Below are 18,435 nucleotides of genomic sequence, written 5' to 3' on the forward strand. Positions count from 1 at the left end.
GCGCCGAATGCCGAATCTGCGGGTTGGCTCTCATGTACACGACAATCTGTCAATGGGTAAGTTCCGGCTACCTGGAAGTACGGATAAATCTACTGACGCCGGCGCGGAAAACTACCTGTTTTGGAGGCTCCTTGTACCTTCTTTTGATGGTGCTGGAGGCCCGGCGTGGCCGCAACGCGGTGAAGTAGGTACCGGGTCCTTCCGGGTGGTGCATTTGTAACAATTTGGCCTCGCAGGGCCGGGGGCCGATGACTGCACTGGCCGTACAGCCCGCCTGCCGGGTTGCGGCCCGGATCCGGAGCAACGCAGCCATTTCCCCGCGAACCAGCCGGAGGCGCTAAAGTAGAGCTATGCGTGCGATCCTCCTGCTTAGCTAGCCGCCCGGCATCCCGACGAGAACTCAGGATTGCCGAGCGGCCGCCCCTCCGTGTCGAGGGGCTTTTGTGTGTCTGGACCCTTTTGGGCGGACGGCAGGGAGCGGGCGGGGCAGGGACACAAGCCTCTGCCTCGGATTGACGGAGACTTGACGGTACAAGACTTAGCGGAGCATAAGGCTTGACAGAACAGAAGAGGCCAGCAGTGAGCGTTCAGCCGGAGACAGAGACCGGAACAGCAGCAGTCGCAGCGCAGACCCCCGAAGAGGGTGCCTACAGCTTCGCGGCCATGGAAGCCAAGTGGCCGCAGGTCTGGGAAGACCTCAAGGTCTTCACGCCCGTCGACGACGGTTCGAAGGAGCGGCGGTATGTGCTGGACATGTTCCCGTACCCCTCGGGCGATCTGCACATGGGCCACGCCGAGGCGTTCGCCATGGGCGACGTCGTCGCGCGTTACCTCCGCCAGCAGGGCTACGACGTGCTGCACCCGATCGGCTGGGACTCCTTCGGGCTGCCCGCCGAGAACGCTGCCATCAAGCGCAACGCCCACCCCAGCGAGTGGACCTACGCCAACATCGACACCCAGGCGGCGTCGTTCAAGCGCTACGCCATCTCTGCCGACTGGTCCCGCCGGATCCACACCTCCGACCCGGAGTACTACCGCTGGACCCAGTGGCTCTTCACCCGCTTCTACGAGCGCGGCCTGGCCTACCGCAAGAATTCCCCGGTCAACTGGTGCCCCAAGGACCAGACGGTGCTGGCCAACGAACAGGTGGTCAACGGTGCGTGTGAGCGCTGCGGCACCCCGGTCACCAAGAAGTCGCTGAACCAGTGGTACTTCAAGATCACCGACTACGCCGACCGGCTGCTCGATGACATGGACGAACTGCGCGGCCACTGGCCCGAACGCGTCCTGGCCATGCAGAAGAACTGGATCGGCCGGTCCGAGGGCGCGCACGTCACCTTCGTGATCGAGGCCGACAGCGGCAAGCCCGCCAAGGACGTCACGGTGTTCACCACCCGCCCGGACACCCTGTACGGCGCGACGTTCTTCGTCGTCGCCGCCGACGCTTCGATCGCCGTCGAACTGGTCACGGAGGAACACGCCGCGGCCCTGGACGCCTACCGCGAACAGGTCAAGGCGCTCTCTGAAATCGAACGCCAGTCCACCGAACGGGAGAAGACCGGCGTCTTCACCGGCCGGTACGCCATCAACCCGCTGAACGGCGAGAAGCTGCCCGTGTGGGCGGCCGACTACGTGCTGGCCGACTACGGCACCGGCGCCATCATGGCCGTCCCGGCCCATGACCAGCGCGACCTCGACTTCGCCCGCACCTTCGACCTGCCGGTCCGCGCCGTGCTGGACACGGGCGAGGAAGATCCCGCAGTCAGCGGTACCGCGACCTCGGGCGAGGGAACCCTGATCAACTCCGGCGCCCTGGACGGACTGCCCAAGGCAGAAGCCATCCCGGCCGCCATCGAGATCCTGAAGCAGCAGGGCACGGGCGAGAAGTTCGTAAACTTCCGCCTGCGCGACTGGCTGCTCAGCCGGCAGCGCTTCTGGGGCACCCCGATCCCGATCATCCACTGCCCGTCCTGCGGGGAAGTCCCGGTCCCGGACGACCAGCTGCCTGTCACGCTGCCGGCCGACCTGCGCGGCGAGGACCTGTCCCCGAAGGGCACGTCGCCGCTGGCCGCCGTCGAAAGCTGGGTCAACGTCGATTGCCCCAGCTGCCACGGGCCGGCCAAGCGCGACACCGACACCATGGACACCTTCGTGGATTCCTCCTGGTACTTCCTGCGCTTCGTTTCCCCGCAGTACACGCAGGGTCCGTTCGATCCCGCCAAGATCAACGACTGGATGCCGGTCGGCCAGTACGTCGGCGGCGTCGAGCACGCCATCCTGCACCTGCTCTACGCCCGCTTCTTCACCAAGGTCATCCACGACCTCGGCATGATCGAGGCCGACGAACCGTTCAGCGCCCTGCTGAACCAGGGCCAGGTGCTCAACGGCGGCAAGGCCATGAGCAAGTCCCTGGGCAACGGTGTTGACCTGGGCGAGCAACTGGACAAGTACGGCGTCGACGCCGTCCGGCTCACCATGATCTTCGCCTCCCCGCCGGAGGACGACGTCGACTGGGCCGACGTGTCGCCGTCGGGCTCCGCAAAGTTCCTGGCCCGCGCCTGGCGGCTGGGACAGGACGTCACCAGCGCGCCGGGCGTTGACTACGCCACCGGCGACAGGGCCCTCCGCACCGTTACGCACCGCACGATCGCCGACGCGGAGGCGCTGCTGGACCACAACAAGTTCAATGTGGTCGTGGCCAAGCTGATGGAACTGGTCAACGCGACCCGCAAAACCATAGATGCAGCCGGCGGCGCGGGCGGTGCAGATCCGGCCGTCCGTGAAGCCGTCGAGACCGTCGCGGTCATCCTGAGCCTGTTCGCGCCCTACACGGCCGAGGATCTCTGGAACGTGCTGGGGCACCCCGCCTCGGTGGCCAACGCCGGCTGGCCGACGCACGACGAGGCCCTCCTGGTGCAGGACACGGTGACCGCCGTCGTCCAGGTCCAGGGCAAAGTGCGCGACCGCCTGGAAGTCTCGCCGGAGATCAGCGAGGACGACCTGCGGGAACTGGCGCTGGCCTCGGAAAACGTCCAGCGTGCCCTCGACGGGCGCGGGATCCGCACCGTGATCGTGCGGGCGCCTAAACTGGTCAACATCGTCCCGGCCTAGCCGGGCAGGTCGAGCCAGGAATCGGCTCAATCCAGGAACCGGCCGCCGGGGTGAACCGGCGGCCGGCCGCCACAGCGTGTCCCGACAGCACGTGCAGACAGCAGGAGGTGCTTCGTGCCCCACCGCGACCCCGCGGGGTGGCCGTGGCTGAAGGAGCGCCTCAGCGGGTTCCGCCAGGCCAGGCCATCCCCAGCGGCCCCCGTTACGGGACCGGCCGCCGTCGTCCGGACGGCCGTCGTTACCGACTCCGCTGCGGCACTGCCGGCTGACTGGGTTCGTACCGTCTCCGTCGACGGGCGGCTCACGGTGGTCCCCATGCCCGTGATGGTGGGTGCGGAGATTTACGGCGAGGGTGAGGACGACATCACCGACACGATTGCCCTGGCCCTGGCCCTGGCGAGCGGGACGCCGGTCAAGACCTCGCGGCCTTCACCCGGCCAGTTCGAACAGGCCTACCTGGCAGCCCAGCGGCATGGCTTTGAATCCGTTGTGTCGCTCCACATTTCCGGTGACCTGTCCGGAACGGTCGATTCGGCCCGGCTCGCCGCCGCCCGGGTGGGCATCCCGGTGGAGGTCCTGGACTCCCGGACCGTCGGCATGGCGCAGGGGATGGCGGTCCAGAACGCCGTTGGCGCTGCGGCGTACGGCAGGGCAGCGGCAGATGTGCGGGAGGCGGCCGAGCAGGGGTTGGCCCGTACCAAGGTGTACTTCTACGTGCCGAGCCTGGAACAGCTGCGGCGGGGCGGACGCATCGGCGCCGCGGCCTCGCTCTGGGGGACCATGTTCGCGATCAAGCCCATTCTCGCGGTCGAGGACGGCAAGGTGGTGCCGCTGGAGAAGGTGCGGTCCGCGGCCAAGGCCATCGCGCGGCTCAAGGAAATCGCCGTGGCGGACGCCGCCGGACGGGCCGCGGGGCTGGCCAGGATCGCCGTGCACCATTTCGGCAACCCGGCCGAGGCTGAACAGCTGGCGTTGGAGCTGGCCGCGGCGGTTCCCGGCAGTCCGCCCGTGCAGATCAGCGCGCTTCCGGCCGTGCTGGCGGCCCATGCCGGGCTCGGTGTGCTGGCAGTGGTCGTGGGGGAGAGCGGCGCCCCCGCAGGCCCGGAGACGTCAGCGCTGTCATAGGCAGGCACCGGATTTGGTGGCCTCCATGCGCCGCCATTTGCCGAGGCGCAGGGACCAACGTGGCCGGCCTCCTGCCGAGCGAGTTGGTCCAACAATCTCGCCTTTGAGGCAACCTTTCTGGCTTCGGCAACCCCGTCTTCGGGAGCCGTCCGGGCTGGCGTCCCGCGGCCCTGCCGGGTTCGTGAAAAGTGTCGGAGGTGCGCGCTAGTTTGGGTGTATGGAAAGCACGGGCTGGAGTGCCGACGGCAGGGCGGCCCTGGCGGGCGTCGGGGTGTTGACTGCGGTGCTGGATTCCGTCACTGGGGCCTGCGCTGACGCTGACGGCGGTGGTCCGTCCGGGGCGGGTGACGCTGGCCCGCCCGGCGCCAGTGTCCGCCGGGATGCCGATCCGTTGCGGGAACTGGCGGATGATTGCCTGGACGGGCTGGCCGAGGTCGCCCGGTGGGAGGCGCGGGCCGCGGCGTTGAAGGTCAGGCTGGCCGCTACCTATCTGCGGGCCACCGAAGCTGTGGCGGCACCGGCGGTGGCACCGCACGATGCCAAGTGCCAGGAGATGGCGGTGACGGCTGAGGTCGCCTGTGTCCTGACCGTGAGCGAACGGACCGCAGGTGCCTTCGTGTCCGACTGCCAGGCGCTGACGAGGGGTTTGCCGCTGACCCTCGCGGCACTCACGGCAGGGACCATTTCGTGGGCGCACGCCCGGATCATCGTCGACGAAACCTCCGGCCTGGACCCGGCCGGGGCGGCCGGGCTGGAAGCGCACTTCCTGGACCCGGCCGCACCGGACCCGGCCCGGGGCTGCCCGGCCGGGGAACTGGTTCCGTCACGGTTCCGGGCCAAGGCCCGCACCTGGCGGGAACGCCACCACCGGGACAGCATCGAAACACGCCACACCAAGAGCGCTGCGGACCGGCGGGTCGAGTACCGCCCGGACTCCGACGGGATGGCCTGGTTCTCCGCGTACCTGCCGGCCGATACCGCGGCGGGGATCTGGGACCGGACCACCGCCGCCGCCCGGGCCCTCCAAGGCCCGGACGAGGTGCGGACCCTCACCCAGCTCCGCGCCGACATCGCCGCGACCTGGCTGCTCACCAGCGGACTCGCCGACGGCGAAGTGGCGGGCGGGGGTGTGCCGTCGCCGCGGGCGCAGGTCCTGATCACCGTCCCCGTCCTGTCCCTGCTCGGCGCGGGTGAGGAACCGGCGGTCCTGGACGGGTACGGGCCGATCCCGCCCTCGATGGCCCGCCGCCTCATCGCCGAAGGCGCGGATTCGTTCTACCGGGTCCTGGTGGATCCGCGGGACGGGGCGCCGCTGGAAATCGGCCGGTCCAGCTACCGGGTGCCGAAGGCAGTGCGGCAGTGGCTGCGGCTCCGCGACGGGAAGTGCCCGTTCCCGGGCTGCAACAACCAGTTCCTGGACAACGACGCCGACCATCTCCTGGCCTGGGCCGACGGTGGCACCACCGGGATCTCCAACCTCGGCCAGCCGTGCCGCAAACATCACGGCCTGAAACACTCCTCGGCCTGGACACCGGCCGGGGCCAGCAAAGACGCACCGCCCGGCTGGACCTCACCATCCGGAAGGCACTACCCCAGCGAGCAACAGGACTGGGAACCACCCCACTGGCCACCCGGCATCCTGGAAACGAACGGGCTCCTGGGCTGGGAACAGCCCGAGGATCCCGGCCCTGATCCCGATTCCGAACTGCCGCCCGACCCCTTCCCGGACTGGCACCTGTTCACGGCCGGGCACACATTCCGCGCCGCAGACAACCGCGCCTCGGACTGGCTGCAGCCCTTCGACGAATCCGTCCTGGAATACTTCCTGGTCGAAGCGCTCTGATCGACGGGGGAGAACTGCAAACGTCGTATCGACTCTGCGCGCACTTCCTTCAGTTTCCACATAGGACCGGCCGGCCCTGAGCAGCGACCCCGAAGCTTCGTACGATGGGCGCATGCCGCGCCACGATCCCGACTACCCACCCAGCGTCCAACCGGACCAGGCCGGCCGCAGGCTGTCGCCCGTATCCGGGACCAGAAGGAGGGCCGGCCTGCTCGGGGAACCGCCGCCGGTTTCCTTGGCCGAGGGCCAGCGCACTCCGGACGATCCGGCGGGCCGCCGAGGGCCCCGTATCCGGTGGCGCACCGGCCGGCGGGCTGCCACGCTGCTGTGCCTGGCGTCTTTGGTGCTCCAGGGCTGGTTCTGGTGGCAGGCTGCCAACGTCCCAGCGGCCGTCAGCCCAATCAGCTCCGTCAACAGCTCGGAAATCGGCGAAGCTACCGTCCCGGAACCCGACACCGGGCCCACGGCCAGCACGGCCGGCACGGTCACCGCTCCCGGCGGCAGCGGTGACCGTGCCCCCGCAAGAATCATCGTGCACGTGGCCGGCGCGGTTGTCCGCGCCGGAATCGTGGAACTGCCACAGGGGAGCCGCCTGCACGAGGCCATCGCGGCGGCGGGAGGCGGTGCGCCGGACGCGGACCCGGACCAGCTCAATCTCGCGGCCATCCTCGAGGACGGGCAGAAAGTCCTCGTGCCGAGGCACGGTGAAACCGTTCCGGCCGGGTCTGCTCCGGCTGGTGACGCCGGGGGCGGCCCGGCGGGCGCGGCCGGGTCCCCAGCCGGAGGGAAAATCAACCTGAACACTGCCGGCGTCGACGAACTGGCGAGCCTTCCGCGCATCGGGCCGGTGTTGGCCCAGCGGATCGTGGACTGGCGCACCGAGCATGGCCGCTTCCAGCGGGTTGAGGAGCTGGACGCCGTGGATGGGGTGGGAGCAAAGATGCTCGAAGCCCTGCTGCCCCTGGTCCAGGTCTGAGGGCGGTGGGGCCGGACGTGGAGCGGACCAGTCGCTGGCAACGCTATATTGACGCTGCGGTCGGGCGGACTCCCGGGAACCATCCGGAAGCGGGGCTGCCGGGGGCAGGGCCGGGCCTCCGGCAGGCCACACGGCAGCGGCACCGCCGCCCGCGGTTCCCAGACCGGGTTGCGTCCTTCGCGGTCCTGGCGCGGTCCACCTCGGGCCGGGAACAAACCCCGCGCCGAACCGATGTGCGTTTGGTTCCCGCGGCCGTGTTGGTCTGGGCGACGGCCGCGGCGGGGCATCTCCTCCCACCGGTGGCGTGGGCGGCGCTCTGCGTCAGCTTCGCGGCGGGCGCCGGTATGCTCCTGCTGCGGGCGTCGTCTAAGGCCAGGGCGGAAGTGTTGGAGGGGCGGCGCGCGCGAAGCTTCCTCGCGACGCTGGCCGCGGCATTCCTTCTCGCCGCCGCAGCGGGCGGGCACGCCGCCGCGGACGCCGCCCTGGGGCGCGCGGGCGCTGTGTCGGACGCCGCCGCGGCGGAAACAGCCATCGCGGCGGACGTGGAGGTAACGGGGACGCCGCGGCCGCTCACGAAGCCGGGGAATTCCGGACTGGCGGACCGGTGGGCCGTGCCGGTCACACTGATCGACATGACCTTCGACGCGCGCCGGGTGCACACGCCGGCCAGGCTGCTGGTCCTGGGCGGGCCCGGCTGGGAGCACGCCATCCCCGGGCAACGGATCCGTACCACCGGCAAACTCAAGCCTTCCGGGCCGGGCCAGTCCGAAGCGGCGGTCCTGTCGGCAAGTTCGACCCCGCTCGCGGTCGGAACACCGGGCCCCTGGCAGCGCGGCCCGGCGGACCTCCGCAGCCGTTTCACCCATGCCGCAGGACAACTCGACGGAGATGCCCGGGGACTCCTGCCGGGTATGGTCACCGGCGACACCAGCTCCCTGGATGCGGAGCTGGACACGGCCATGAAATCCGTCGGGATGACCCACCTGACAGCAGTCAGCGGCGCCAACTGCAGCGTCATCCTGGGCGCTCTCCTGCTGGCTGCGCGCAGCCTGCGGCTCAACCGGGCGTTCACTTCGACCCTCTGCCTCGTTGGGCTCGGCCTGTTCGTCCTGATGGTTGGCCCGGACTCCAGCGTCCTGCGCGCCGCCGTGATGGGCGCCATTGGGCTCGCGGCCCTGGCCGGCGGCCGGCCCGGGCGGGGCTTGAGCCTCCTGTGCCTTGCCGTGACCGGACTCGTGCTGGCACAACCCGGGCTTGCCACCAGCTTCGGATTCCTGCTCTCCGTGCTTGCGACCCTCGGCATCGTGGTGACGGGCCGGCCGATCATGGCGTGGTTCCCGGCAGCGGTGCCGCGCTGGGTGGCCGCGGGAGTCGCGGTTCCGCTGTCCGCACAGGCTTTCTGCGGGCCGGTGATCGTCCTGCTGCAGCCGCAGTTCCCGGCCTATGCCCTGCCGGCCAACATCGCCGCCGCCATCCTTGTTGCCCCGGTCACGCTGCTGGGGACCGCGGCCGTGCCGCTGGTGCCGCTCGCCCCGGACCTCGCAGCCGTGCCGCTGGCCGTCGCTGCCGCCTTCACCAACGGGGTGGGAGGAACCGCCCGCTTTTTCGCCCGCCTGCCCGGCGCCGTCCTGCCATGGCCGGAAGGGGCATTTGGCGCTGCCACTATGACACTCTTCTCCGCCTCCGCCCTGGCCGCCTGCTGGCTGGCCTTCCACCCGGACCGCACGGTCGGGCTGGCCCTCGCGGCGCATGAGCGGACGGTGGCCCTGCTCAACCGGATGCCGCCGCGCGGTGAGGTCCGGCGGGTACCGCCGGGAGGGCGCCGGCCCGGCTTGGTGCACCGCCCAGGCCGTGGCAGGCTTAGAGTCTGCACACAATCTTCCGGGAGGAAACCTCAGTGGCTGCTGCCCAGACCCCACGCGCCCGGCCCGCGGCATCGAACACCGCCACCTGGCGCGATGTGACCCCGGCCGCCGTCGTGCTGGTCGGCGGGCCGGAAGACTACCTGGGTTCCCGCGCCATGGACCGCATCCGGGCGCAGGTCCGCGCCGCAGCCCCCGACGTCGAAGTCACCCGGCTCAATGCCGGCAACTACGAGCCGGGCTCCCTTGCCATGAACGTCAGCCCGTCCCTCTTCGGCGAGCAGAAGCTCATTGAGGTGGAAGGGCTGGAGGGCATGAACGATGCCTTCCTGGCCGACGGACTGAAGTACCTCGCCCGGCCCGAGCCCGACGCCGTGCTGGTCCTCCGCCATAGCGGTGGCGTGCGCGGCAAGAAACTCCTGGACGCCATCAAAGCCGGCGGATGGCCTGTGGTCGACTGCCAGCCCCTGAAGAAGGACGCGGACAAGATCGCCTTCGTGACGAACGAGTTCAAGGCCGCGTCCCGGCGCATCGAACCCGACGCCGTGCACGCCCTGGTCAACGCCGTCGGCGCCCACCTGGCCGAATTGGCGGCCGCCTGCAGCCAACTGATCGCCGATGCCGCCACCGCGGTGGACTCCGCCATGGTGGACCGGTACTACGGCGGCCGGGTGGAAGCCACCGCCTTCAAAGTGGCGGACGCCGCGATGGCCGGGAACGCCCCGCTGGCTCTTTCCACCCTCCGCCACGCCCTCGATACGGGGGCGGACCCGGTTCCGCTTGTGGCCGCGCTGGCCTCGAAGCTCCGCACCCTGGCCAAGGTGGCCGGCGCCCAGGGATCATCGTCCCAGATTGCCAAGCAACTGGGCATGCAGCCCTGGCTGGTCGAGCAGGCGCAGCGGGAGGTCCGGCGCTGGACCCCTGAGGGTCTCGTCCGGTCCATCCAGGTGACCGCCGAGGCTGATGCCCAGGTCAAAGGCCTGTCCCGGGACCCGGTCTACGCCGTCGAACACGCCGTAACGGTGATTGCGACGTCGGTGCGCCGCTGACGCTGGTCCTGCAGCGCCGGTTCCGGTGCCTCGCCTGGCGGGCGCCGCTGCATGCCAGTTTGCGGCTTAACTGGAAGTGGCCGGCACCCGAGGGTGCCGGCCACAATCATCAGTTCAAGTGAACTGGAAAGCTTTAGAGCGCGTTGACCTTCTTGGAGATGGCCGACTTGCGGTTTGCGGCGTTGTTCTTGTGGAGAACGCCCTTGCTGACAGCCTTGTCCAGCTTGCGGCTGGCAGAAAGCAGTGCGGCAGCCGCAGCATCCTTGTCGGTGGACTCAACGGCGGTGTTGACGGCGCGGATGGCCGTCTTCAGCTCGGACTTGACTGCGTTGTTGCGCAGGCGAGCCTTCTCGTTGGTGAGGATGCGCTTCTTCTGGGACTTGATATTAGCCACGTGTGAACTCTCTTTTTCAATGCGGAAAATGGTCTAGAGGGCTTTCAGATTGGCCATTGACTGAGCGGCGTGGGGATACCTATGGCGACCAACCATCTGTGGCCGTCGACCTGCACGGACACACAGCTGTCAATAGTAGCAGAGACGCCGGCAGGGTGGCGATTGAGCCGCCGGTCAGCGCCACCCGTGGCGTGTCTGCAGGGCGGCGGCGACGACGCTGAAGCTTCCGGCGTCGAGGATGGCGCCCTCGCGCCGGACGTCCTGCGGGTTGATCTGCAGGATGCGGTCCAGTTTCGCTTCACTGGGGCGCCATTGCCGGTCCCAGGGGCCGGTGCCGATGTCAACGTAGTCGTCTGCCCGGCGCGGGTCGCCGTCGTGGTCCTTGCTGGTCAGCATGAGGCCCAGCAGAAAGCGGCCGCTGGTGCCCACGAGCAGCACCGGGCGGTCTTTGCCCCGTGAGTGGTCCTCTTCATACGGCACCCAGGTCCAGACGACTTCGCCCGGTTCGGGTCGGCCGTTGGGGGACGGGGCGTAGCTGACTTTTGCTGTTCCGCGGAAGTCTCCGGGGTAGCTGCCGTTCAGGCCGGCGGCGGGGCGTTGCCCGGACTTCGCTGTTGTGCCGGCCGGCCGGGCCCGGCCGGAGCTGCCGGGTGCGGAGCCGGTGCGCCCCTCCAGGAAGCGCAGAGTACTGCGGACTGCATTGCCGATCGAGCGTAAGTTCCAAGCCATGGGGAAACCATACCGGCACCCCGCCCAGGCAGGCAGCGGGCCGCAGCAGGGCAGCGGCCGAGGGGGCCGCGCTTCCCGGCGTGCCTCGAGGGTGGGAATTGTCGCGGCAATTCGGTGCAGCCATTGAAGGCGGGGATGCACTTCCACGGGTCCGGACGTGGGAGACTATAGGTTCAGCTATGCGGCACGTCGCAGGATGGGAAACCAGCCACAGCGATGGTCCGTGGAAAAAGCCAACAGTAAGGACCCTGCGTGTCTCCCATGGCCCGCACCGCCCCGGTGCCCGCCGCAACAGATCCGGCCATCATCCGGAACTTCTGCATCATTGCGCACATTGACCACGGCAAATCCACACTGGCCGACCGGATGCTCCAGTACACCGGCGTTGTCCAGTCCCGTGACATGAAGGCCCAGTACCTGGACCGCATGGACATTGAGCGCGAACGCGGCATCACCATCAAGTCCCAGGCAGTCCGTATGCCCTGGGAGCTCGACGGCATCAGCTACGCGCTGAACATGATCGACACTCCCGGACACGTCGACTTCACCTACGAGGTCTCCCGCTCGCTCGCGGCCTGCGAAGGCGCGGTGCTGCTCGTGGACGCGGCCCAGGGCATCGAGGCGCAGACCCTCGCCAACCTCTACCTGGCGATGGAAAACAACCTCACGATCATTCCGGTCCTGAATAAAATCGACCTCCCGGCCGCCCAGCCCGAAAAGTACGCCGCGGAACTCGCCAACCTGATCGGCGGCGACCCCGACGACGTGCTCCGCGTCTCCGGCAAGACCGGCATGGGCGTCGAGGTTCTGCTGGACAAGATCGTCCGCGACCTGCCGGCCCCCGTGGGCGACCCCAACGCGCCCGCCCGGGCCATGATCTTCGACTCCGTCTACGACACCTACCGCGGTGTGGTCACCTACGTCCGCGTGGTCGACGGCATGCTGCACCCCCGCGAACGCATCCAGATGATGTCCACCCGTGCCACGCACGAACTCCTCGAGATCGGTGTCAGCTCCCCGGAGCCCACCCCCTCCAAGGGCCTCGGCGTCGGCGAAGTGGGCTACCTCATCACCGGTGTCAAGGACGTCCGCCTGTCCAAGGTGGGCGACACCGTCACCAACCTGGCCAAGCCCGCCACGGAATCCCTCCCCGGCTATGCCGATGCCAAGCCGATGGTGTTCTCCGGCCTGTATCCCCTGGACGGCACGGACTATCCGGTGCTCCGCGATGCACTCGAGAAACTGATGCTCAACGACGCTGCGCTGGTCTATGAGCCCGAGACGTCCGCGGCGCTGGGCTTCGGCTTCCGGGTCGGATTCCTGGGCCTGCTGCACCTGGAAATCACCCGTGAGCGGCTCGAACGCGAATACAACCTGGACCTGATCTCCACCGCCCCGAACGTGGAATACGAGGTGACGCTGGAGGACAAGAAGGTCGTCCACGTCACGAACCCCAGCGAATACCCAAGCGGCAAAATCGCTGAGGTCCGCGAGCCGATGGTCTCCGCCACCATCCTTGCGCCGAACGAGTTTGTCGGCGCCATCATGGAGCTGTGCCAAAGCCGGCGCGGCGTCATGGGCGGCATGGACTATCTCTCGGAGGACCGGGTGGAAATCCGGTACCGCCTGCCGCTGGCCGAAATCGTCTTCGACTTCTTCGACATCCTCAAATCCAAGACCCGCGGCTACGGCTCGCTGGACTGGAAGGCCGACGGCGAGCAGGTGGCCGACCTGGTCAAGGTGGACATCATGCTCCAGGGCGAGCAGGTGGATGCCTTCTCTGCCATCACCCACCGGGACAAGGCCTACGCCTACGGTGTGATGATGACGGGCAAGCTGCGCGAACTGATTCCCCGCCAGCAGTTCGAGGTCCCCATCCAGGCGGCCATCGGCTCCCGGATCATCGCCCGCGAGAGCATCCGGGCCATCCGCAAGGATGTCCTGGCCAAGTGCTACGGCGGTGACATCACCCGGAAGCGCAAACTGCTGGAGAAGCAGAAGGAAGGCAAGAAGCGCATGAAGATGGTGGGACGCGTCGAGGTCCCGCAGGAAGCCTTCATCGCCGCCCTCACCACGGACGAATCCAAGGACAAGGCCAAGAAGTAACGGTGCCGGAAATGACTGTTGCTGTTCTCCAGGCGGGCCCGGCCGGTGCCTAGCGCCCTGCCGCTGGGCGACCCGGCGCCGCCGGACGGACTGCTGCCCGGCCAGGCGCTGGAGGGCGCCGCGGCCCGCGCCTTTGGGCTGTACGTGCATATCCCGTTCTGTGCCGTGCGCTGCGGCTACTGCGATTTCAACACCTACACCGCCACGGAGCTTGGCGGCGGGGCCTCGCAGGACGCCTACGCCGGCACCGCCATCGCCGAAGTAGGCTTCGCAGCGGCGGTCCTGACGAACAGCGGCCTGCCGGCACGCCCGCTCAGCACGGTCTTTTTCGGCGGCGGAACACCCACTCTGCTCCCGGCTGAGGACCTGGCCCGCATTCTCACCACCGCCATCGGAGCGTGGGGCCTCGAGCCGGGCGCCGAGGTCACCACGGAGGCGAACCCGGACTCGGTCACGCCCGAATCCCTGCAGCTGCTCGCCGACGCCGGTTTCACCAGGGTGTCCTTCGGCATGCAGTCGGCGGTGCCGCATGTCCTCAAGGTGCTGGACCGCACCCACACCCCCAGCCGGGTGCCCCAGGCCGTCGGGTGGGCCAGGGAGGCCGGCCTCGACGTCAGCCTCGACCTGATCTACGGAACGCCGGGGGAGTCGCTGGCGGACTGGCGCTACTCGCTGGAGACTGCCCTGTCGTACCAACCAGACCACATCAGCGCCTATGCGCTGATCGTCGAGGAAGGCACCAAGCTTGCCGCGCAGATCCGCCGCGGCGAGGTGCCGGGAATCGACGACGACGACCACGCGGCCAAATACGAACTCGCCGACGGACTCATCTCCGCCGCGGGGCTGTCCTGGTACGAGGTCAGCAACTGGTCCCGCAGCCCGGAGCAGGCCTGCCGCCACAACCTCGCCTACTGGCGGGGCGACGACTGGTGGGGGATCGGCCCCGGCGCCCACTCCCACGTGGGCGGCGTGCGCTGGTGGAACGTCAAGCACCCCACCGCCTATGCCAACCGCCTGGGTTCCGGGCTCTCGCCTGCCGCCGGCCGGGAGACCCTTGACTCCGGGACCCGGAACGTCGAGCGCGTCATGCTCGAAGCCCGGCTGAACTCGGGGCTGGAAATAGCCAGCCTGGGCGGACTGGGGGACACCGGACGGCACGCCGTCGCCGGACTCATCGCGGACGGCCTCGTTGACCCCGTGGCGGCCTTCCGCGGCACCCTCGTCCTGACGCTCAAGGGCCGGCTGCTCGCGGACGCCGTGGTCCGCAGGATCCTGCCGGACTGACCCCGCCTGCCGGACTGACGTGACCCGGCCCCGGCAGGGCAGCTCAGGGCAGGAGCTGCCGCGCTACTTGATCCAGCGGAGGTTGAACTCGTAGCGGTGCGGCTGGCCGCGGTTGACGTGGATGCCGGCCGCGACCGAGAAGCACGTCACGGCAATCCAGATGACCGTGGCTAGAACGGCGAAGATGTTGCCCACCACTGGCACGAAGACCAGCAGGTTGCACAGCACGGCAGCAACCGTGGGGGGCAGCGTGAAGTTGAGGGCTTCCTTGGACTCCTGCGCCGTGAACGGGCCGCGGTCCTTGAAGATCAGGTAAATCAGCAGCGAGGGAACACAGCCCAGGATGCCGCCGAAGTGGGCCAGCGTGGCCCACTGCCGGTCCTCGTTCGCCGTGAGCGGCAGCGCATTTGCGGGAACGCCATGGTACGGGGGCTGGCCATGGCCGGCCTGGTTGCCGTTGTGTTCGCGTGCGTCATCTGCCACGGTGTCGTCCTTCGGATTGCGGGTGGTGCGTTGGTGACTGCAGGTGCCAGGGCTGCGCCGGGAGCGCAGCCGCCGTACCAAGAATACTTGCTCGGGCGCGGAATCACGGATCGGCCCGCTGGCGCGGACGCCCGGCAACCCCGGTCAGGGAACGGTGAGGAAGTCGATGACCTCTTCCACCCGGCCCAGCAGGGAGGGCTCAAGATCGGCATAGTTGCGGACCGCGCCGAGAAGCTTCTGCCAGCCCAGGCCGATGTCCTCCTTGGTGCTGTGCGGCCAGCCGAAGGCCGTCAGGATCCCGGTCTTCCAGTCCACGCCGCGGGGGATCACCGGCCACTTCTCGATTCCGAGGACGGCGGGCCGGATCGCCTGCCAGACGTCCACGTAGGGGTGGCCGACGATCAGGACGTTCCCGGCCGCGCCGGGGTAGGCCATCACAGCCGCGGCGATCCTGGATTCCTTGGAGTCGGGCACCAGGTGGTCCACCAGCACGCCCAGCCGGCGCCCGGGTCCGGGCCGGAAAGCCGCCACCGCGCCGGCGAGGTCGTCAATGCCGTGCAGAGGCTCGACGACGATGCCCTCCACCCGGAGGTCGTCACCCCAGACCTTCTCGACGAGTTCGGCGTCGTGCTTTCCTTCCACCCAGATCCGGCTCGCTTTGGCGACCTGGGCGCGCTGGCCCTCCACCCGGACGGAGCCGGACGCTGTTCTGGTGCCAGCGGCGGCTGCGGCGGACCGGGGCGCCGGCGGCAAGAGCCGGATCGGCTGGCCCTCCAGCAGGAAGCCGAAACCGAGGCGGAAGGACCGGGACTTGCCGCGGCGGTCTTCAAGGGCCACCACATGCATCCCGCCGGACTTCTCCACGCGGGTGACGGCACCCACCCAACCGGACTGCACATCTTCGAGCACCATTCCGCGCTCCACGGGCACTTCAGGCAGCTGGGCCTTGGCGGGGGCGGACAGGTCCTGGGGGCCCCAGTTCTGGTACGACATCGGATACACACTGCTTTGCGCTCGGTTTGCTGCTGCGGGCTGTGCCCCAAAACACGCGCCCCGGGAGGAACGCCCGGAGCGAACTCAATGCTAACAAAGCGGCGACTCATATTAGACTGGTTAGCACTTAGGCATGTCGAGTGCTAACCGCTGCGTGTCCGGACACTGCGTGTCCGGAGCGGCTGGCGGGCGGCGGCACCGGATGCGGGACAGTCGATAGGAGGTGGAGCGTGAGCGAACCGCGCAAACTCGAAGTGCTGCGCGCCATCGTGGAGGACTATGTCCATTCGCGGGAACCCGTCGGCTCCAAAGCGCTCGTGGAGCGGCACCAGCTCGGCGTGTCCAGCGCCACGATCCGCAATGACATGGCGGCCCTGGAAGATGAGGGCCTCATCACGGCTCCACACACCAGCGCCGGCCGCATCCCCACCGACAAGGGCTACCGGCTGTTCGTGGACCAGATTTCGGCGGTCAAGCCACTTTCGCCGGCGGAACGCCGCGCCATCCAGGCCCTGCTGGAAGGCTCCGACGACCTCGACGACGTCCTGGACCGGACGGTGCGGCTGCTTTCCCAGCTGACCAACCAGGTCGCCGTCGTGCAGTACCCGCATCTCAGCCGGGCCGAGGTGCGGCACATCGAATTCGTCCTGCTCGCCCCCCGCAAGGTGCTCGCCGTGCTCATCGCGGACACCGGCAAGGTGGAACAACGGGTGATCGACGTGGGGCAGGACCTTCAGGACGAGGCCCTGTCCGAACTGCGCACCCGCTTCCTCGGCAGCCTCACGGGGACGCCGCTGAACCTGCTGCCGCAGTCCCTGCAGTCCCTGATCGGCAGCTGCCCGCCGGCGCGGCGCAACGCCGCCCAGGCGTTGGCCCGAGGCCTCGAGGCCCTGGCCGCCAGCAGCCGCGAGGAGCGGATGGTCATGGCCGGAACCGCCAACCTGGCCCGCTCCAACGTCGACTTCCCGCTGACCATCGGCCCGGTCCTGGAAGCCCTCGAGGAACAGGTGGTCATGCTCCGCCTGCTGAGCGACATGGCCGCAGACCCACGGGGCGTCACGGTCAGCATCGGCCGGGAAAATCCCTACGACGGGCTCGCCGAGGCCTCTGTGGTGGCCACCGGCTACGGACCGGACGCGACGGCGAAAGTCGGGGTGCTGGGTCCCACCCGGATGGACTATCCGACCACCATGGCCGCCGTCCGGGCGGTCGCACGCTACCTTTCAAGGATTCTCGGCCCCTGACGGGCCGCGTCCACCCGCAACCGCCCGGCCCGAAGGGCCGACATAGACTTCTTGCCCGCAACAGGCAGTGCCCCACCGGCAGTACAAAAAGGAAGAGATACACACTTTGAGCAGCCATTACGACGTTCTTGGAGTCTCCCGCGAAGCCACGGGAGAAGAGATCAAGAAGGCTTACCGCAAGCTGGCGCGCAACCTCCACCCGGACGTGAACCCCGGGGATGACGCCTCCGACCGCTTCAAGGCCGTCACGCACGCCTACGAGGTGCTGTCCGATCCGCAGAAGCGCCGGATCTACGACACCACCGGCAACGAGAACGGCACCGACAATGGCTTCGGCGGCGGCAGCTACTCCGGCCAGGGCTTCGCGTTCCAGGACATCTTCGAGACCTTCTTCGGCGCCGGCGGCCAGGCCGGACCGGCGTCCCGGGTCCGCCGCGGCCAGGACGCCCTCATCAGCGTCCGGATCGACCTCCGCGACGCCGTCTTCGGCGTCAACAAGAAACTCGAAGTCGACACCGCCGTCACGTGCCCCACCTGTGAGGGCTCGTGCTGCCGCGAGGGCAGCCACCCGGAACGCTGCGACATCTGCGGCGGCTCCGGCCAGGTCCAGCGCGCCGTGCGTTCCATCCTCGGCCAGGTCATGACCACGGCACCCTGCGGGTCCTGCGAGGGCTTCGGTACCGTCATCAATGATCCATGCAACGAATGCGCTGGCCAGGGCCGCATCCGCAGCCGGCGCACCCTGACGGTCAAGGTCCCCGCCGGCGTCGCCACCGGCACCCGCATCCAGCTCTCCGGGCAGGGTGAGGCAGGCCCCGCCGGCGGCCCCGCAGGCGACCTCTACGTGGAGATCCGGGTCAACACCGACGCCACCTACGTCCGCGACGGCGACGACCTGCACGCCAGCCTCAACATCCCCATGACGGCCGCCGCACTCGGCACCGAGCTCACCCTCGACACCTTCGACGGCCAGCAGGAGATCGATGTGAAGGCCGGCACCCAGTCCGGCGAGGTCATCACGCTCCGCGGACTCGGCGTCACCCACCTGCGCGGCTACGGCCGTGGCGACCTCAAGGTCCATCTCCAGGTCGACACCCCCGCCAAGCTCGACGCCGCCCAGGAGGATCTGCTCCGCCAGCTCGCGAAGCTGCGCGGCGAACAGTTCACCGAAGGAAAACTCGCCGCGAGCGGCGGGGTCTTCGCGAAGCTCCGGGACCGGCTCGGCAACCTGTAGCG

At 68.8% G+C, this 18,435-nt stretch carries 14 protein-coding genes; 10 read left to right on the top strand and 4 right to left on the bottom strand.

Annotation, left to right across the window (positions count from 1 at the left end; all coding sequences use genetic code 11):
* Nucleotides 1–579 precede the first annotated feature (579 nt).
* The 6 genes from leuS to holA all read left to right on the top strand — a co-directional run bounded on the left by leuS (nucleotide 580) and on the right by holA (nucleotide 9,966).
* Entirely contained in the window at nucleotides 580–3,111 is a 2,532-nt protein-coding gene (leuS, locus tag GXK59_RS07760) for a leucine--tRNA ligase (RefSeq protein ID WP_160665722.1), read from the top strand.
* A 114-nt stretch (nucleotides 3,112–3,225) separates the two neighbouring features.
* The gene (locus GXK59_RS07765) at nucleotides 3,226–4,236 is read left to right on the top strand and encodes a DegV family protein (RefSeq protein WP_160665724.1); all 1,011 of its coding nucleotides are present in this window, start codon (nucleotides 3,226–3,228) and stop codon (nucleotides 4,234–4,236) included.
* Nucleotides 4,237–4,453: 217 nt separating this feature from the next.
* Nucleotides 4,454–6,079 carry an HNH endonuclease signature motif containing protein gene (locus tag GXK59_RS07770; RefSeq protein ID WP_160665726.1) on the top strand — a complete coding sequence of 542 codons (1,626 nt, stop codon included), beginning with the start codon at nucleotides 4,454–4,456 and terminating at the stop codon, nucleotides 6,077–6,079.
* Between the two features lie 112 nt (nucleotides 6,080–6,191).
* On the top strand, nucleotides 6,192–7,055 hold the full coding sequence (locus tag GXK59_RS07775) for a helix-hairpin-helix domain-containing protein (protein WP_160665728.1): 864 nt from the start codon (nucleotides 6,192–6,194) through the stop codon (nucleotides 7,053–7,055).
* A 254-nt stretch (nucleotides 7,056–7,309) separates the two neighbouring features.
* Nucleotides 7,310–9,019, top strand: a complete 1,710-nt coding sequence (locus GXK59_RS07780) for a ComEC/Rec2 family competence protein (RefSeq protein WP_237393818.1) — start codon at nucleotides 7,310–7,312, stop codon at nucleotides 9,017–9,019.
* Nucleotides 8,953–9,966, top strand: a complete 1,014-nt coding sequence (holA, locus tag GXK59_RS07785) for a DNA polymerase III subunit delta (RefSeq protein WP_160665732.1) — start codon at nucleotides 8,953–8,955, stop codon at nucleotides 9,964–9,966. The genes GXK59_RS07780 and holA overlap by 67 nt, the downstream gene beginning before the upstream one ends.
* A gap of 133 nt (nucleotides 9,967–10,099) precedes the next feature.
* Here holA and rpsT read toward each other — a convergent pair whose 3' ends face one another.
* Both rpsT and GXK59_RS07795 read right to left on the bottom strand, forming a co-directional pair.
* Nucleotides 10,100–10,360 carry a 30S ribosomal protein S20 gene (gene rpsT / locus GXK59_RS07790; RefSeq protein WP_024365662.1) on the bottom strand — a complete coding sequence of 87 codons (261 nt, stop codon included), beginning with the start codon at nucleotides 10,358–10,360 and terminating at the stop codon, nucleotides 10,100–10,102.
* 174 nt (nucleotides 10,361–10,534) lie between these two features.
* Complete coding sequence (locus GXK59_RS07795; protein ID WP_160665734.1) at nucleotides 10,535–11,089, bottom strand: type II toxin-antitoxin system PemK/MazF family toxin; 555 nt, start codon at nucleotides 11,087–11,089, stop codon at nucleotides 10,535–10,537.
* A gap of 252 nt (nucleotides 11,090–11,341) precedes the next feature.
* On the opposite strand from GXK59_RS07795, the gene lepA reads away from it, so the two are divergent.
* A complete protein-coding gene (gene lepA, locus GXK59_RS07800) occupies nucleotides 11,342–13,195 on the top strand; it encodes a translation elongation factor 4 (RefSeq protein ID WP_160665736.1) in 1,854 nt (617 codons plus the stop codon).
* Nucleotides 13,196–13,240: 45 nt separating this feature from the next.
* On the top strand, nucleotides 13,241–14,479 hold the full coding sequence (gene hemW / locus GXK59_RS07805) for a radical SAM family heme chaperone HemW (RefSeq protein ID WP_160665738.1): 1,239 nt from the start codon (nucleotides 13,241–13,243) through the stop codon (nucleotides 14,477–14,479).
* A gap of 63 nt (nucleotides 14,480–14,542) precedes the next feature.
* Here hemW and GXK59_RS07810 read toward each other — a convergent pair whose 3' ends face one another.
* Nucleotides 14,543–14,962, bottom strand: coding sequence for a DUF4870 domain-containing protein (locus tag GXK59_RS07810; RefSeq protein ID WP_160665740.1), 420 nt, complete (start codon nucleotides 14,960–14,962; stop codon nucleotides 14,543–14,545).
* Between the two features lie 144 nt (nucleotides 14,963–15,106).
* On the bottom strand, nucleotides 15,107–15,955 hold the full coding sequence (locus GXK59_RS07815) for a DUF3097 family protein (protein ID WP_160665742.1): 849 nt from the start codon (nucleotides 15,953–15,955) through the stop codon (nucleotides 15,107–15,109).
* Nucleotides 15,956–16,185: 230 nt separating this feature from the next.
* Between GXK59_RS07815 and hrcA the strand changes: the two genes are divergently transcribed.
* Both hrcA and dnaJ read left to right on the top strand, forming a co-directional pair.
* Nucleotides 16,186–17,199, top strand: coding sequence for a heat-inducible transcriptional repressor HrcA (gene hrcA / locus GXK59_RS07820; protein WP_160665743.1), 1,014 nt, complete (start codon nucleotides 16,186–16,188; stop codon nucleotides 17,197–17,199).
* A gap of 106 nt (nucleotides 17,200–17,305) precedes the next feature.
* Nucleotides 17,306–18,433, top strand: coding sequence for a molecular chaperone DnaJ (gene dnaJ / locus GXK59_RS07825; RefSeq protein WP_160665745.1), 1,128 nt, complete (start codon nucleotides 17,306–17,308; stop codon nucleotides 18,431–18,433).
* Nucleotides 18,434–18,435: the final 2 nt, after the last annotated feature.

This window comes from Pseudarthrobacter sp. ATCC 49987 (genome assembly GCF_009928425.1).
Classification (GTDB): domain Bacteria; phylum Actinomycetota; class Actinomycetes; order Actinomycetales; family Micrococcaceae; genus Arthrobacter.

Coding starts and splice junctions, on each gene's coding strand:
- GXK59_RS07770 (WP_160665726.1), top strand. CDS start 4,454: ATGGAAAGCACGGGCTGGAGTGCCGACGGCAGGGCGGCCCTGGCGGGC.
- GXK59_RS07775 (WP_160665728.1), top strand. CDS start 6,192: ATGCCGCGCCACGATCCCGACTACCCACCCAGCGTCCAACCGGACCAG.
- GXK59_RS07795 (WP_160665734.1), bottom strand. CDS start 11,089: ATGGCTTGGAACTTACGCTCGATCGGCAATGCAGTCCGCAGTACTCTG.
- GXK59_RS07815 (WP_160665742.1), bottom strand. CDS start 15,955: ATGTCGTACCAGAACTGGGGCCCCCAGGACCTGTCCGCCCCCGCCAAG.